At 66.2% G+C, this 16,062-nt stretch carries 11 protein-coding genes; 10 read left to right on the forward strand and 1 reads right to left on the reverse strand.

Annotation, left to right across the window (positions count from 1 at the left end):
* The first annotated feature begins 90 nt into the window (after window positions 1–90).
* Together RIC54_RS16795 and RIC54_RS16800 are read left to right on the forward strand one after the other, a co-directional pair.
* The gene (locus RIC54_RS16795) at window positions 91–1,047 is read left to right on the forward strand and encodes a TAXI family TRAP transporter solute-binding subunit (protein WP_350090454.1); all 957 of its coding nucleotides are present in this window, start codon (window positions 91–93) and stop codon (window positions 1,045–1,047) included.
* A gap of 99 nt (window positions 1,048–1,146) precedes the next feature.
* Window positions 1,147–3,249, forward strand: a complete 2,103-nt coding sequence (locus RIC54_RS16800) for a TRAP transporter permease (RefSeq protein ID WP_350151224.1) — start codon at window positions 1,147–1,149, stop codon at window positions 3,247–3,249.
* Here RIC54_RS16800 and denD read toward each other — a convergent pair.
* Window positions 3,246–4,226 carry a D-erythronate dehydrogenase gene (denD, locus tag RIC54_RS16805; RefSeq protein WP_350090460.1) on the reverse strand — a complete coding sequence of 327 codons (981 nt, stop codon included), beginning with the start codon at window positions 4,224–4,226 and terminating at the stop codon, window positions 3,246–3,248. The genes RIC54_RS16800 and denD overlap by 4 nt on opposite strands.
* A 124-nt stretch (window positions 4,227–4,350) precedes the next feature.
* Between denD and RIC54_RS16810 the strand changes: the two genes are divergently transcribed.
* The 8 genes from RIC54_RS16810 (at window position 4,351) to RIC54_RS16845 (ending at window position 16,062) form a co-directional block, all read left to right on the forward strand.
* A complete protein-coding gene (locus RIC54_RS16810) occupies window positions 4,351–5,979 on the forward strand; it encodes an AMP-binding protein (protein WP_350090463.1) in 1,629 nt (542 codons plus the stop codon).
* Window positions 5,980–6,026: 47 nt separating this feature from the next.
* Window positions 6,027–6,752: a spermine/spermidine synthase domain-containing protein gene (locus tag RIC54_RS16815; protein ID WP_350090466.1), complete on the forward strand. Its 726-nt coding sequence runs from the start codon at window positions 6,027–6,029 to the stop codon at window positions 6,750–6,752.
* A gap of 65 nt (window positions 6,753–6,817) precedes the next feature.
* Entirely contained in the window at window positions 6,818–7,417 is a 600-nt protein-coding gene (locus RIC54_RS16820; protein ID WP_350090469.1) for a class I SAM-dependent methyltransferase, read from the forward strand.
* 131 nt (window positions 7,418–7,548) lie between these two features.
* On the forward strand, window positions 7,549–8,421 hold the full coding sequence (locus RIC54_RS16825; protein WP_350090474.1) for a glycoside hydrolase family 191 protein: 873 nt from the start codon (window positions 7,549–7,551) through the stop codon (window positions 8,419–8,421).
* Window positions 8,418–10,652, forward strand: a complete 2,235-nt coding sequence (locus tag RIC54_RS16830; protein WP_350090478.1) for a hypothetical protein — start codon at window positions 8,418–8,420, stop codon at window positions 10,650–10,652. Before RIC54_RS16825 ends, RIC54_RS16830 begins: the two co-directional genes overlap by 4 nt.
* The gene (locus tag RIC54_RS16835) at window positions 10,652–13,897 is read left to right on the forward strand and encodes a tetratricopeptide repeat protein (protein ID WP_350090481.1); all 3,246 of its coding nucleotides are present in this window, start codon (window positions 10,652–10,654) and stop codon (window positions 13,895–13,897) included. Before RIC54_RS16830 ends, RIC54_RS16835 begins: the two co-directional genes overlap by 1 nt.
* The gene (locus RIC54_RS16840; protein WP_350090484.1) at window positions 13,878–15,455 is read left to right on the forward strand and encodes a tetratricopeptide repeat protein; all 1,578 of its coding nucleotides are present in this window, start codon (window positions 13,878–13,880) and stop codon (window positions 15,453–15,455) included. The genes RIC54_RS16835 and RIC54_RS16840 overlap by 20 nt, the downstream gene beginning before the upstream one ends.
* Before the next feature lie 19 nt (window positions 15,456–15,474).
* Entirely contained in the window at window positions 15,475–16,062 is a 588-nt protein-coding gene (locus RIC54_RS16845) for a CsgG/HfaB family protein (protein ID WP_350090487.1), read from the forward strand.

Here is a 16,062-nt window from a genome sequence, read left to right on the forward strand (position 1 = left end):
CGCAAAGGGCGTCTGGCAAGGCGTTTGCCATTGGGGTACCGACGGCGGCGGAGCACCGCTGCGCGTGACGAAGAACCCCGGGAGGATTGAATGCAGTTTCGAGCGAAGAGCGCCTTGCTGGCGTGCGCGGTGGCCGTATCGGTCGGCGCCGGTGCGATGACGGCGAAGGCCGACCAGTTCATCAACATCCTGACCGGTGGCACCGCCGGCGTTTACTACCCGCTCGGCGTTGCCCTGGCGAAGATCTACGGCGATAAAATCGACGGCGTCCGCACCCAGGTCCAGTCGACCAAGGGCTCGGTCGAGAACCTGAACCTGCTGCAGCAGGGCAAGGGCGAGTTCGCACTGACCCTCGGCGACTCCCTGAAGCTCGCCTGGGCCGGGGATGCCGATGCCGGCTTCAAGAAGCCGCTCGACAAGATCCGCGGCATCGCCGCCGTCTACCCGAACTACATCCAGATCGTCGCGTCCAAGGAGTCCGGCATCAAGTCGCTCATGGACCTGAAGGGCAAGAGCCTGTCGGTCGGCGCCCCGAAGTCCGGCACCGAGCTGAACACCCGGGCGATCCTGGCGGCCGCCGGCATGAGCTACAAGGACCTCGGCAAGACCGAGTACCTGCCGTTCGCCGAGTCGGTTGAGCTGATCAAGAACCGCCAGCTCGATGCCACCCTGCAGTCCGCCGGCCTCGGGGTCGCCTCGCTGCGTGACCTCGCCACCTCGGTCGACGTGCAGGTCGTGTCGGTCCCGGCCGACATGGTCGCGAAGCTGGGCGCACCGTACATTGGCGCCACCATCCCGGCGAACACCTACAAGGGCCAGGACGTCGACGTCGCCACGGTCGCCGTCGTGAACTTCGCCGTCACCCACAGCGATGTCTCCGAAGAGACCGTCTATCAGATGACCAAGCAGCTGTTCGAGAACCTGCCGGATATGGTCGCGGCCCACAAGGCGGCGGCCGACATCAAGCTCGACAAGGCTCTGAACGGCATGCCGGTCCCGCTGCACCCGGGTGCCGCGCGCTACTACAAGGAAAAGGGCATGATGTAAGCCCGACGGGCTTGCAATGATCGACCGCCCGCCGGCGCCATCGCGCCCGGCGGGCGGACCTGCTCCAAAACAAGAAAATCCCAGGGGGAGTTCCAGGCGATGAGCGATACCGCTGCCCGTCCGGTCGTGGCGCAGGGCGCCAGCGACATCGGCCACCACAGCCCGCTGGACGGGGGTTTCCCGTCCTCCCTGGAAGGCCGTCTGCTGTTCTGGATCGCGTTCGTCTTCTCGGCATTCCAGATCGCGACCGCGGCCCATGTGATCGATCTTCCGAGCCAGATCACCCGCGCGATCCATGTCGGCTTCCTGGTCATGCTGACCTTTCCGCTGGTCAGCCTCGGTCGTGGCTGGACGACCGGAGGCCGCACGGTTGCCTGGATGCTCGGTCTCGCCGGCCTGGCCGTCGCGATCTACCAATGGGTCGAATACAACCCGCTGCTGCTGCGCGCCGGCGACCCGCTGCCGATCGACCTGGTGTTCGGCGTCGTTGCCCTGGCGACCGTGTTCCTGGCCGCGCTCGCGGTGATGGGGCCGGCCCTGCCGATCATTGCCGGCGCCTTCCTGCTGTACTGCCTGTTCGGCCAGTACCTGCCGGCGCCGTTCGATCATCGCGGCTACGACTTCCTGCAGGTCATCGACCACATGGCCTACGGCACCGAGGGGATCTACGGCATCCCGATCTTCGTGTCGTCGACCTACATCTTCCTGTTCATCCTGTTCGGCGCCTTCCTGGAGAAGGCCGGGATGATCAAGCTGTTCACCGACGTGGCCATGGGGCTGGTCGGCCATGCCCGCGGCGGCGGCGCCAAGGTGGCGGTGGTGTCGTCCGGGCTGATGGGCACGATCTCCGGCTCGGGCGTTGCCAACGTGGTGGCGACCGGTCAGTTCACCATCCCGCTGATGAAGCGGTTCGGCTACCGTCCGGCGTTCGCCGGAGGGGTCGAGGCGACCGCGTCGATGGGCGGCCAGATCATGCCGCCGGTGATGGGGGCGGTCGCCTTCATCATGGCCGAAACCCTCGGCGTTCCCTATTTCGAGGTCGTCCAGGCGGCGATCATCCCGGCGATCCTGTACTTCGCCTCGGCGTTCTGGGTGGTGCACCTGGAGGCCGGCAAGCATGGACTGCTTGGCCTGCCGAAGAACGAGCTGCCGTCGGTGATCGACGCGCTCCGACGGTACTGGTACCTGCTGCTGCCGCTGGTGGCGCTCGTCTACCTGCTGTTCTCCGGGTACACCCCGCTGTACGCCGGTACCGTCGGCCTGGCGCTGACGGTGCTGCTGATCCTGGGTGGTTCGGTCGCGCTCGGGTTCTCGTCGACGGCGCTGCGCACGGTGTTCTGGCTGTGCCTGGGCATCGTGGCCAGCGCGTTCCTGCAGTGGGGCATGCCCGTCATCATTGCCGCGGTGGCGCTGTTGATCCTCTGGAACGGCGTCACCAAGGGCGGCCGCACCACCTTGGCGCTGTGCCGCGACAGCCTGGCCGACGGCGCCAAGACCGCCCTTCCGGTCGGCGTCGCCTGCGCGATCGTCGGAATCATCATCGGCACCATGACCCTGACCGGTGCCGCCAACACCTTCGGGCAGTACATCGTGTCGGTCGGTGACAAGAGCCTGTTCCTGTCACTGCTCCTCACCATGGTGACCTGCCTGGTGCTCGGCATGGGCATTCCGACCATCCCGAACTACATCATCACCTCATCGATCGCCGGTCCCGCGCTGCTGAAGCTCGGCGTACCGCTGATGGTCTCGCACATGTTCGTGTTCTACTTCGGGATCCTGGCCGACCTGACGCCGCCGGTGGCGCTGGCCTGTTTCGCGGCAGCGCCGATCGCGCGGGCCAGCGGACTGAAGATCTCGTTCGAAGCCATCAAGGTGGCGACCGCCGGGTTCGTGATCCCGTTCATGGCGGTCTACACCCCGGCCCTGATGCTGCAGGACGGCGGACCGCTGTCGGAGGCCTTCGGTTACCCGGTCGCGGTGGCCTACATCCTGTTCAAGACCGCGCTCGCAATCGGGCTGTGGGGTGCTGCGGTGATCGGCTTCCTGCGGATCCGCATGGTGGCCTGGGAACGGGTGATGGCGACCCTGGCGGCGTTCTTCTTGATCGCCGCCCTGCCCATCACCGACGAGATCGGCTTCGCGCTCGCCGCGCTATCGCTTGCCGGACACTGGTGGCGGAGCCGGCCGGTGGCGGTTGCCTAACCCGGTCGGTGGTCGGCGAGGTACTGCCGCACGATCGTGTCGAAGTCCGGATCGGGTTGCAGCGGTGGATCCAGGTCCATCGCCGTAACGAACTCGCGCGGCCAGCCGTCCACCACTGCCTGAATGGCGGGCACGGGATCAACCGTCACGCATCCGGCGGCCGCCGGGCCCGCCACCCGGCCAAGGGCGGCAATCATCTCGTCGACGGATACCGTGAGGCCGGGTTGGTTGACCGCCCTGCTGCTGCCGAACGCCGACGCCGGGGCGTCGTGCAACCGGACCAGGTTCCGCGCAATCCGCTGGACCGAGGCCACCGGAAACCGGGTGAAACCGGAGACCGGCGACACCGCCGGCCTGCCTGACAGCGGTTCGCGTACCAGTGACGCGAGCCGGTCGGACACCGCCTGGGTTGGCGCGCCCGGCCGGACCAGCACGATCGGCAACCGCAGGGCTCGTCCGTCCACGAAGCCGTGGCGGCTGTAGTCGTTGATCAACAGTTCGGTGACCGACTTGGCCGTCCCGTAGGAAGTCTGCGGGGTCTGTACCTGGCTGTCGGAGACCCGGTCCGGCAGATCACCGCCGAACACGGCGATCGAACTGGCATAGACGAAACGGGTCCCTGGCTTCAGTTGGCGACAGGCTTCCAGCATCCGCAACGGCAGGTGCAGGTTGACCGCCCAGCCGGAATCCGGGTCGGTCTCGGCGTCGATCGTCAGTGTGGCCGCCAGGTGAAACAGGCTGTCGACCCCGTCGCCCATAACCCGGGCCAGGAATCCGTCGTCGCACAGATCCCCGGCGAATGATGCAACCTGGACCGGCTCGCTGCGTGGTCCGTCGAACGGCGCACGGTCGACCAGGATCAGTTCGGTGATCGCGGAGGGCGCGCCGTCCGGACCCGCGAGCGTTCCGCGTTCCAGCAGGACCTTGGTGAGCTGGCGGCCGATGAATCCTGCCGCCCCGGTAACCAACACGCGCATCGCCGTCTCCCGAATCCACGTTCCGGTTCTGGCACGAGCGCTCGAACGCGTGCAACGGGCGGCTGCACCCGGGTTGCCCATGTGCGATACCGTTGCACAGCGACACCCGCCGACGGACCCGACGATGACCGACCAACCCCGCATCGGTGCCGATACCGTGCCCGCACCCGACGACTGCGTTCTGCGCTGCCTGCTGGACAGGCGGGCCCGCGCCGATCCGGAGCGGACGTTCGTCCGATTCTGGCGCGGCGAAGCCTGGAGCTATGCGCAAACGCTCGACCGGGTCCGGCGGCGCGCGACGGCGCTGCACGACGCCGGCGTGCGGCAGGGCGACCACGTGCTGTGCTGGATGGGCAACGGCCCCGACCTGCTGGCCACCTGGTTCGCCGTCAACTACCTCGGCGCGGTCTATGTGCCGCTCAACACCGCCGCCAAGGGCCGCCCGCTGGCCCACATCCTGAACAACGCCGACGCCCGGCTGATGATCGCCCATCCAGCCCTGCTCGGACGCCTAGCCGATGTCGAGCGCGGTGCGTTGCGGACAATCCTGGTGGCCGGGCAGGACCCGGAGCCTGTTCCCGCAGTCGATGGGTTGGCGGTCGATCGCATCTCGGATCCGGCCGAGGCGCGGGCCGGCGCGCTGGCGTTGGAACGTCCGATCGAGCCGTGGGACATCCAGGCGATCATGTACACCTCCGGGACCACCGGGAACGCCAAGGGCGTGCTGTTCTCCTACGTCCAGCACTACACCATGGGCCCGGAGGCCATGGAGGCGATCGACGCCGAGGACTGTTGCCTGATCGCCGGCCCGATCTTCCACTGCGGCAGCACGCTCTACGTCTACGCCATGCTGGCCAAGGGCGGCACGATGGCGATGATCCCGGAGTTCCGCACCGCCGATTTCTGGACCGCGGTGCGCGAGACCGGCAGCACGGTGGTCCTGCTGCTCGGCGTGATGGCCAGCTTCCTGCTCAAGGCACCCCCGCGCGATACGGATCGGTCGCATCCGCTGCGGAAGGCCTACATCGTACCGTTCGGCGACGACGCCCAGGCGTTCCGGAACCGCTTCGGCGTCGATCTCTATACGGTCTACAACATGACCGAGATCTCCAGCCCGCTGATCGCCGGTCCGGGGATCACCGAGGCGGGACTGGCCGGAACGCCACGCGCGCCGTTCGAATTGCGCGTCGTCGACCCTAACGACATGGCGGTTCCGACGGGCGCCGTCGGCGAACTGGTGGTCCGCTCGCACCGGCCGTGGGCGCTGTTCAGCGGTTATTACAACAATCCGGACGCGACGGTGGCGGCAACCCGGAACGGATGGTTCCACACCGGCGACGCCTTTCGGATCGACGAGGCCGGCCGGTTCTTCTTCGTCGACCGGCTGAAGGACGTGATCCGTCGGCGCGGCGAGAACATCTCGTCGTTCGAACTGGAGGCCGAGATCACCGCCCATCCGAAGATCAAGGAAGCCGTGGCCGTCGCGGTGCCCAGCGCCGTCAGCGAGGACGAGGTCCTGGCGGTGGTCACCCCGCTGGATGGCCACACCGTGGATCCGGCCGAGCTGACCGAGTTCCTGGCCGAACGCATCGCCCACTACATGGTCCCGCGCTACATCCGGATCGTCGCGGATCTGCCGAAGACCGCGAGCGGCAAGCTGCAGAAGCACGTGCTGCGCTCCGACGGCGTGACCGCGGACACCTGGGACCGGGAGACCGCCGGGATGCGGATCAAGCGCGAAGCGTTGAGCTGAACCGGATGCTAAGGTCCGGCGAGGCCCGGACAACGGAAGCGGATCGAATGAGCGCGCTCTTCAAGGAACTCGACTACCGCGAGACGCCGATCGGTGCGCTCAGCCTGCGCCGGCGGCGCGAGCTCTCGCTCGGGGTCGACGTTTTCGAAATCAAGCTGGGCGACGAGTTCCTCATGTCCAGCCTGTTCACCGCATCGGAAATCGAGCTGGCCAGGCTGGGCTTGGCCGATCTGTCCGGGACCGGGCTTGAGGTCGTGGTCGGCGGCCTCGGCCTCGGCTACACCGCGCTGGCCGTGCTCCAGCACGCTGCGGTCGGCTCCCTGGTGGTGGTCGATGCGCTCGAAGCCGTCATCGACTGGCATCGCGACGGTCTGTTGCCGCTGGGCGCCGAGCTCACCGCCGATCCACGCTGCCGCTTCGTGCACGGCGATTTCTTCGCGCTGGCCGCCTCCGGTGACGGGTTCGATGCCGACGCACCGCGCCGGCGGTTCGACGCCATCCTGGTCGACATCGACCACTCGCCGGAGTTCCTGCTCGATGCCGGGAACGCCGCGTTCTACCAGCCAGAGGGACTGCGCAAGCTTGCGGCCCATCTGAAGCCTGGAGGGGTGTTCGGACTGTGGTCGAACGAACGGCCCGACGAGGCCTTCACCGCGCGGCTTGCCGCGATCTTCGCCGAGGCGCGGGCCGAGCCGGTCACGTTCCACAATCCGCTGCAGGACCGGGAGTTCACGCAAACCGTCTACCTTGCGCGAACGCCGCGCGACGGATGACGGCAACAGGACCGGCCGGCGCCGCGACGCCGACGCCCTGCCCGGTCTGCCGGTCGACGGGCCCGGTGCCGTTCCGATCCATCGACGGCCGTGACTACTGGCGGTGCGCGGCCTGCGAAGCGACGTTCCTCGATCCACGTCAAAGGCCGCTTCGGGCGGACGAGCACGCCCACTATTACAACCACGAGAACCATCCGGACGATCCGCGCTACCGGAAGTTCTTGTCGGCATTGGTCGATCCACTGCTGGCCCGGCTCGGAGCCGGCCGGAGCGGCCTCGATTATGGCTGCGGATCCGGGTCGGCTGCAGTGGCCATGCTGCGCGAAGCGGGCCACGAGGTGGCGCAGTATGACCCCTGCTTCCACCCGGACCGAACGGCGCTCGACCGGTCCTATGACTTCATCACCTGCACAGAAACGGCGGAGCATTTCCATCATCCCGCAGACGAGTTCGACCGGTTCGACCGCATGCTTCGACCCGGCGGATGGCTGGCGGTAATGACCTGCTTCCAGACCGACGATGCCCAGTTTGAACAATGGCACTATCGCCGGGACCCGACCCACGTCGTGTTTTACCGCGAGCACACCCTGCGCCGGATCGCCGTCCACCACGGCTGGTGCTGCAGCATTCCGGTAAAGGATGTCGCCCTGATGCAAAAGCCGTGAACGGGCTTCCAGCCAGCAGGGACACGTGATCACAAACCTTTGTGCGCCAAACTGCAGAAGTCCCTGCAAAGCCGGTCAGTAAATGTTAATCATGTTTCGATAGTCTGGTTCTACAGAACGGTAGGATCCACATGCCCATGATCACTCGACGCAACTTCCTGAACACCTCGCTGGCGACTGCGGCTCTGTCGACGGCCCGTACGGTGCCGGCTACGGCTCAAGCGAATGCCACGCTCAAATGGACGGTCTATTACGCCAACGACCTGCCGGCGAGCGCGTTCGAGGACTATGACCTTCTGATCTTCGACCATGCGGCCCACCCGGACCTGACGCCGCTGAAGGACGCCGGCAAGCAGGTGTTCGGCTACATCAGCCTCGGCGAGGTCGCGCAGGATCGTCCCTACTACGCCGACATCAAAGCGCTCGGCATACTGCGCGACGAGAACACAAGCTGGCCCGGCAGCTACTTCATCGACGTTCGGGACAGCCGCTGGGTCAAGATGGTGATCGAGGAGCTGGTGCCGCTGGTTCTGCACCGCGGCTTCGATGGCCTGTTTCTGGACACTCTCGACAATCCGCCGGAACTGGAGCGTCGCGACCCCCAGAAGAATGCCGGCATGACGGATTCCGCGACCCGCTTGGTCAAGGCACTCAAGCTCCACTACCCCAAGGTCCCGCTCATTCTCAACCGCGGGTACGAAATGCTCCCGAAGCTGGCGGGAGTCGTAGACTACGTATTGGGTGAGTCGGTGTTCGCGGACTATGACTTCACGGCCAAGACGTACCAACGGGTACCGACCGACCTTTATCGCGAGCAGGTTGCCATCTTGAAGCAGACCCAGACCGCAACGCCGCCGCCAACGGTTCTGACACTCGACTACTGGGATCCTGCCGACAAGGCCGGGATCGCGGCGATCTATGCCGAGCAGCGCCGGAACGGTTTCCATCCCTACGTTGCGACCGTCGAGCTCGACAAGCTGGTGCCGGAGCCACCGGCGGGATGAAATCCCTGGCGATCCTGCTGGTCGCGCTCTTCGCTTTGGTCAACCCGGCAGCCGCGGCGGCGGAGCAGGCGGCACCGCGCACCATTGTGGCGCTGGTCGACGTGGCTGAGTCGGACACGCTCAAGTATTCGCGTGTTCACCAGATCGCCACCATGCCGCTCAACCACCTCGGGCTGACGGTGGAGTTGCACGACATCGCAAAAGGCCTGCCCGACCTGACCGGCCGCGACGACGTCCGCGGCATCCTGACCTGGTTCACCACGTCCAGTCGCCCGGGCGCCTACGACTATCTCGACTGGGCCGAACGGCAGATCGAGGCCGGCCGCCGGTACGTGGTGCTTGGCGAGATCGGCGTGCTGGTCGACCACGAACGCGGCACCATCCCGCTCAGCCGGATCAACCAGTTCCTGGAGCGCCTCGGGGTCAACTTCGAGGGGTCGTCAGTCCCGTTCTCCGTCGGCGTCAGCTACCTGAAGCTCGATCCGCGGTTCTGGGGGTTCGAACAACGCCCGCCCGTCCCGCCGCCCTACAACGTGCTCCGCGTCGCCCGACCCGACGCGACCGCGCACGTCGTGGTCGGACGCGGCAAGGATCCGGACAGCCGCAGCGCGGTGGTTGTGACCAGCCCTGCCGGCGGGTTCGTCGCCGAGGGCTATGTTGCGGAAATCGACTTCGGCAACACCATCCGCCGCTGGATGATCAATCCGTTCCGGTTCTTCGCCCGCGCCTTCGACACCGACGCGCTGCCGAAGCCGGACACCACCACGCTGGTCGGGCGCCGCCTGTTCTACAGCCATGTCGACGGCGACGGGTGGCGCAGCCAGTCGGAAGTGAAGCTGAAGGACAAGGTGGTTTCGGCCGCCGAGGTGCTGCTGGAGCGAGTCGCGCGGCGCTACCCCGACATGCCGGTCACGATCGCACCGATCGCCGCCGAACTGGATCCGGCCTGGATCGACGCCCCGATCGCACGCGATATCGCCCGTCGCTTCTTCACCCTGCCCAACGTCGAGCCGGGATCGCACACCTACACCCATCCCTTCCAGTGGTCATTCTACAGCAACTACGATCTGGCCCTCGAACGGCAGATCGTGCAGTCGCTGGGCATCGGCGGTCACACCCAGTCCGATCACGGCGTCGTAGCCGGCGGTGTCACCACGGAATCAACCAGCGACGCCACGACCAAGCTCAACAAGCGCTACGAGGTCCCACGGGCCTTCTACCTGCAGCCCTTCGACCTGACCAAGGAGATCGCCGGATCGTTCGAGCGGATCGCGGCGTTCACCGGCGGCAATCCGGTCGCCGTGCTGCAGTGGTCGGGCGACACCACGCCCTTCGAGGCGGCAATCCGGGTCGCGCGCGAAGCGGGCGTTCCCAACATCAACGGCGGCGACACCCGTTTCGACGGCGAGTATCCATCCTACGCGTTCGTGGCGCCGATCGGGGTCATGGTCGGCAACGAGCGGCAGATCTATGCCTCGAACAGCAACGAGAACACCTACACCGACCTTTGGTCGGCGCGGTTCTTCGGCTTCCGCCACCTCCAGGAAACCCTGGCGCGCACCGAGGTTCCGATCCGGGTCAAGCCGATCAATATCTACTACCACTCATACTCGGCGGAGCGGGTGGCCAGCCTCAACGCGATTATCGACAATCTCGAATATGCACGACGGCAACCGATCGTGCCGATCACGACGTCGCAGTTCGCGCGGCTCGCCGGCGGCTTTTACCAGACCCGGCTGGTTGCGCTCGACGACCGCCGCTGGCGGGTTGAGAACCGCGGCGAATTGCAGACGATACGGTTCGATCGCGCGACCCTGACCGGCGTCGACTTCGCCCGATCGACGGGAATTCTCGGGGCCAACTGGCTTCAGGGCAGCCTCTATGTGGCGCTCGACCCGGAAGTGGACGCTCCGGTCATCGCACTGCACGACCGTGACAGGGCAGACATGCCGGAGATTGCCGACCGGATCTATTTGCTTGAGAGCCGGTGGCCGGTTCGCGACCTCCAGGCAACCGCCTCGGGCCTGAAGGCCACTGTGTCGGGCTTCGGCAACGGTGAGATGACCTGGATCGTACCACGACCCGGCCGCTGGACCGTCACGCTCGACGGCGCGGCCGGGACGCTGTTCGAGGAATCCGTGACGGTCGGTGACGACCATCGCCTCGCTTTCGCCCTGCCCGCCAACCGGCATCCCGCTGAACGCTCGGTTCTGACGGTCACGAGCGACTGATGCGCGGATTCGCCGTCATTCTGGTTGTTGTGGTCCTGGGTGCCGCAGCGCTGAGCATCATGATCCTGCCGAGCCAGCAGGAACTCGGCACCATGTACCTGCGCGACCAGAAGTATGAGGAATCCTTGGCGTTGTTCGAACGACAGGTTGCCGAAGGCGACCTGTCCTCGCAGACGGTTTCGGCCTTGTTGGCGATCTACCTCCAATACGGCGACGTGGAACGGGCCATCGAGTTGACCAGGAAGTTCGGTCGGACCATCGGCGAGCGCCCGGACATCCTGGCCCGGCTGGCTGATCTCTACGCGGCGGACCGCCGCACCGGCCTGTACCGGCAGACCATGGAGAAGCTGGTCGCCATCCAGCCGACAAAGGAACGACTGGAACAGCTTGCCGATGCACACTACCACGCCGCCGATCCCTACAGCCGGGCGCGGACGTTGAAACGCCTGATATCGCTGGACTTGGCCTCTCCGGAACGAATCCTGGAGTACGCCGACCTTGCTGTCAGCCTGGCACAACTCGACGAAGCGCTCGAAGCGTACCTCCGGGCCGCGCAGTCCTTTCCGGCCGCGCTCGACTGGTCCTACCGGTTGCAGATCGTGGAACTGCTGCTGAACGCTGGGCGCCTCGCGGAGGCTGCGGCCCTTACGACGCAGTGGTTGGACGGCTCCGAACCATTGCTGTTCCAGATCAGCTTCGCTCAGCTTTGGGTGGATGCCGGACAACCCGCCCGCGCCATTCGCATTCTTAATGGCCGACCGACCCTGCAGCAGGCTACCGAGCCGTGGCGCGCGATATATGTCCTGGCGCTTCGGCGGTCCGGGCGCGAACAGGATGCCTACTCGCTGTTGCGGCGTTGGCTTGGCCAGGGCCTGATCACGCCGTCCCTTTCCGCCGATCTGATCGACCTGGCCGTTGCCAACCGTGACATCGATACCGCCGTAGCGGTCCTGGACCATCTGAATGCGACTGAACTGCCCACCGGCTCGGTGCTGCTGCTCGTCTCCTCCCTGCACCAGGCGGGCCGCGACGCCGAAGTCGACCGGTTGGTTGAACAGCTCGGCCCCGAGCGCATGGCTCAGGTTCCGGTGCTTGCCGCCGAGGTGGCGCTGGCCCGCGGCGACACCGAAGCCGCCAATCGGTGGGCGGACGCCGCCATCGCTGACACGGCCACGTCTGTGGGAGACCAGCTGGCCCTGGCGAACGTCCTGGTCAAAATCGGCCGGGAGCCCGAAGCGCTCGACATGTTGCGGGTCATCGCGACCGATCCGGAAGCGCCCACGGAGGCCCTGACGCTGCTGGGCGAGCTGTACGGGCGCGGCCCGGATCCAGAGGCAGGGTACTGGGAGATCAACGCCCTGCTGGCGCAGCACTACACTCTCCAGCTGCGAGCCGTTTGGGCCGAGCTGGCCCTGGCGACGGGCCGCGTCGAGGAAGTCCAGGAATGGGTCGCCCGCACCAGCGGCATCGAGCCACGAACGCTTGAAAGCCTGTTCTTCATGGCCGAGCGCCGCGAAAGCTGGGGCGTCGCCATCACAACCGCCCGCCGGCTCGTGCAACAGCGGCCGACCGATCTGGCGCGTGAGCGGCTGGCAAACGCGCTGTTTCGTGGTGGCCAGGCAGCGGAAGCCCTGTCGATTGTCGAAGCGATCCCGGATCGCTCCGACTCCGGTGACAGTCTGTACATAGAGATCCTGCAGAGCCTGGGGCTCACCGACCGTCTGGCTGCAATCTGGGAGCAGCAGATCGGTCGTCCGGACCTGACCCCGGCCCGCCGACGGGAACTGGTCTACAACCTTCTCGAAGCCGGAGCCGAGGCCGCCGCGTGGCCCCACATCCTGGCACTTGCGAATGCCGAAGGCGGCGCGTGGTGGTTCGCGCTCGCCGATGCTGCCGTAACGTTGGGTCGCGGCAATGAGGCGGCCGACGCCATCGCCGATGCAATTAGCCGGTTTCCGGCCGACAACGAGCAGGTTCCAAGTCTCGTCGCCGCCCTGGAGAGCGCCGAGCCGAGCCGTTCGCCGGATGTACTGCGCGTTCTGGCCGATCGCGCACCGGCTCTGTGGGCCGACACTTATGCCTACACCCTGCGCAACCGCGGCCGGATCGAGGAACTGAACCAGTGGCTGGCCGCGAACCTGGCGACAGCGACCGACCCGGCCGAGGCGCTTGTGCTGGCGCAGCGTCTGGCTGAGACGGCTCCTCCCCTGGACACCGCGCGCGCCATTCGATCGAGGGCCGAACTGGGACGGCAATGGGCCGAGCTGTATGTCGAACTGCTGCGAAAGGGCGGGCGAGCCAAGGAAGCGACCAGCTTTCTCATCGCACTGGCCGAACGCGGCCGACTGGACCCGACCTGGCAACGTGAAATTGCCTTCCAGATGCTTGAGGCCGGCGACCGTGCTGTCGCCGAGCGACTGTTCCGGGCCACTGCCGCCAACGAGTCGCCAGACGGTCCAAGCGTTCAGCAGCTGTTCTACATCTGGGGACCGCGTCCCGAGCCGTCGGCACTCGACTGGATCGAGGGACGCGCATCGGCAGCCAAAGGCGCCGATCGCCTTGCCTGGCTTGAGCGGCTGCTGGCCGTGCGGGCCGGCGAGCGGGTGCTGAAGGCGCTCGGCGATGTCAGTACAGTGTCAAGTCCGGCCGAGGTCGAACTGCTGGTCAAGGCGCAGGCTCAGGGTCAGAATCCCCAGAAACTGCGCGACACCGTTTCGGTGGCCATCGACCGGATAAAGGATGTGGACGCGCTGGAGCGCCTGGCCCGAACCGCCGAGACGACGCGTGACCGGCCCTTGATCATCAGTGCCTGGAAGGCGGTACGGTCCGTCGCCCCGTCGCATTCCACAGCCAATCGCGAGCTCGGACTCATCGCCTACGACGAGAGCCGGCTGATCGACGCCGAGCGGTATCTGGGTGCGTTTCTGGCAAACGGACCGGGAGACTTTGAGGCAAATTACTTTTATGGTGAAGTACTGCTCCGCACGAACCGAAAGGATCAGGCGGGACCGTTCTATCAACGAGCGTATGATCAGCTCACCGCAACTGAAAATCGGGACTTCTATCTGGATGTATCGCGCGCCAACATCCTGCGACGTCTCGGCAGACGCGATGAGGCGGCACGTCTGATGGCGGAGCTGCTGGAGAATCGGCCGGACGACCGGGCGCTGCGCGCGGACTTCGCCGATCTGCTGATCGAGATGGGGAATTTTGAAAGAGCACGGTATGTGTTGCGGCTTCGCTGAACGGACCCGCCGCATCGCAGCGATCGTGCTGTCGGCGGCCTGTCTTCTGGCGAGCTCGGGCAGTGCCGGGTATGCCCAGGCGCCGCTCGCGGTTGTCGAAACGACAACGCCGGACGGCGAACTGGCGGTTACCGTTTCCGCGACCGAGATCCGTCGCATCCTGGCGCACGGCCCTGAGGTGCTGGTCATATTCGCCCGACCGATTGCGCCCGGCGACATAGAAGCTTTCGCGGCACGGCGTACAGAATGGCTGGAGACCGTCGAGTACGGCTATGACAGCGTGCTTCTTCGCTTCCTTCCGGAAATGACGGTTACCGCCGCCGTCGTTGACAATGCCGTTGAAATCCGCGCTACGCGACCAGGCACCGTCCTGGTCGCCGACACCGCGGGCGCGCCCGGAGCGGTCGACCCCAACGAGGTCCGGCTTGAGTACTACAGGGCCTTGACGCTCATTGAGACGGGCGCCGTGCGCCAGGGGCGGGCGATCCTGGTCGAGCTGAACCAGATCGATCCCCGCAACATCGAGGTGATCCTGTTGCTCGCCCAGGCCGAGGAGCGATTGGGCCGTCGGGCACAGTCGATCGCCCTGCTCGACCGGGCGCTCGACCTAGATCCGAAACTCCCGCAGGTCGCCAAGGACAAGTCGCGCCTGCACCGCGAAGTCGCGGACCATGTGGGCCTTTCGACGCGTTTCCAGGATGTCCAGGACGCCGACACCCAGCGCATTACGGTTCTGGACGGGCGTCTGGACGGTTCCGTGGGCCTCGCCTTCGAGTTCCGCCTGGAGGACCGGCGCCTCACGGTCGATCAGGCCCGGCGATCCGACGGCCGAACGGCCGACTTTGACGGTGACCGCCAGTACGGGACCTTCCGGCTGGTGCATTGGCCTGACGACGGGCCGGCCGTCGGGGCGTCCCTGTTCACCTCCCGGGACTCCGCAGGCGTCGGCATCGACCTCTCCGGCGACGCCGGAGCAACCGAGTGGCGCCTGGAAGCGGCGATCCAGGAACCCGAGAAGGACTATATCGAGGGTCTGATCGACGGTGCGGCGCGCGACCACATCGGCGGCACGATCACCCACGTTCCGACCGATACCCTGAGCCTGAGCGGGGGTATGGCGCTCAACCGGTACACACAGGACGATCACCACGCCGGAAGCAGCGTCGAGTTCACCGGCGAGGCCCGCATGGTGGTATACGCGAAGTGGCCCTTCATATCCATCGGCTACCGGTTGGACGCCGAATACTTCACGAACAGCGACAAGGCCGTTGCCGCCGACGGCACGGAATTCGAGCGGTTGCCGCTCAGCAGCCGCGAGGCACACACCCTCGATACCGGGGTCGAAGCGAAGCTGACCGACTATCTGCGCGGGCGGGCGGCAGGCGGCTACACCTATGACAGGCTGAACGGGCATGGCCCGTCGGCGGACATCGAACTGGTCTACGAGCCGTTGCCCGATCTGGAGGTTGCCGCCGGCGCCGGCACCAGCCTTGCGGTCTCGCGCGGCTCGCAAAGTCAGCTAGTCTACGGGAGTCTGAGCGTTCGGACCCGGTTTTAAGCCAGAAGGAGTGCATGTGATGCGTCTTGGTCATCGAGGAAAGCCGGTCTTCCGTGCCGCCGCAGTCGTCCTGCTGACCGCGTTGCTGACCGCCTGCGCAGGCTCCGCGCGCGAGGGACGCGATTTCGTCGATCCGGCCGTCGGCGCCGCCGCGTCGGCCAGAGTGGCTGTCGTCCCGTTCGAGAACCTGACCAATCATCCGAACGCCGGACTGATCATCGCGCAGATCATCTCGACGGAGTTCTATGAACGTGGACTGTTCCAGCTTCAGGAAGAGACCAAGACCCGCAAGCTCCTGGCCGAACTGAAGATCGATCCATCACATCTGACCGATGTCGCGGCCGCCCAACAGGCGGCATCGCTGCTCGAGGTTGACGCGCTGGTGATCGGAAGCGTTTCCGAGTTCGGCTACCAGCATGGCCTGCGTGAGGAACCGGTCGTCGGGCTGAACGCGCGGCTGGTCGATGGCAAGACCGGCAAGGTGCTGTGGGCGTCCAGCCATTCGGCCGCAGGCGGCGGCTATCTTGATCGCAGCAGCCTGAACGCGACGGCCCAGTCGGTGGTGTCCGCGATGGTGTCGCCCCTGGCAGCCGCAGCCGGCAAATGA

The organism is Thalassobaculum sp. (genome assembly GCF_040219215.1).
Lineage (GTDB): Bacteria > Pseudomonadota > Alphaproteobacteria > Thalassobaculales > Thalassobaculaceae > Thalassobaculum_A.

What these genes read in the sequence shown, in the direction of transcription:
- RIC54_RS16795 (WP_350090454.1), top strand. Translation starts at nt 91, where the DNA reads ATGCAGTTTCGAGCGAAGAGCGCCTTGCTGGCGTGCGCGGTGGCCGTA.
- RIC54_RS16800 (WP_350151224.1), top strand. Translation starts at nt 1,147, where the DNA reads ATGAGCGATACCGCTGCCCGTCCGGTCGTGGCGCAGGGCGCCAGCGAC.
- denD (WP_350090460.1), bottom strand. Translation starts at nt 4,226, where the DNA reads ATGCGCGTGTTGGTTACCGGGGCGGCAGGATTCATCGGCCGCCAGCTC.
- RIC54_RS16810 (WP_350090463.1), top strand. Translation starts at nt 4,351, where the DNA reads ATGACCGACCAACCCCGCATCGGTGCCGATACCGTGCCCGCACCCGAC.
- RIC54_RS16815 (WP_350090466.1), top strand. Translation starts at nt 6,027, where the DNA reads ATGAGCGCGCTCTTCAAGGAACTCGACTACCGCGAGACGCCGATCGGT.
- RIC54_RS16825 (WP_350090474.1), top strand. Translation starts at nt 7,549, where the DNA reads ATGCCCATGATCACTCGACGCAACTTCCTGAACACCTCGCTGGCGACT.
- RIC54_RS16830 (WP_350090478.1), top strand. Translation starts at nt 8,418, where the DNA reads ATGAAATCCCTGGCGATCCTGCTGGTCGCGCTCTTCGCTTTGGTCAAC.
- RIC54_RS16835 (WP_350090481.1), top strand. Translation starts at nt 10,652, where the DNA reads ATGCGCGGATTCGCCGTCATTCTGGTTGTTGTGGTCCTGGGTGCCGCA.
- RIC54_RS16840 (WP_350090484.1), top strand. Translation starts at nt 13,878, where the DNA reads ATGTGTTGCGGCTTCGCTGAACGGACCCGCCGCATCGCAGCGATCGTG.
- RIC54_RS16845 (WP_350090487.1), top strand. Translation starts at nt 15,475, where the DNA reads ATGCGTCTTGGTCATCGAGGAAAGCCGGTCTTCCGTGCCGCCGCAGTC.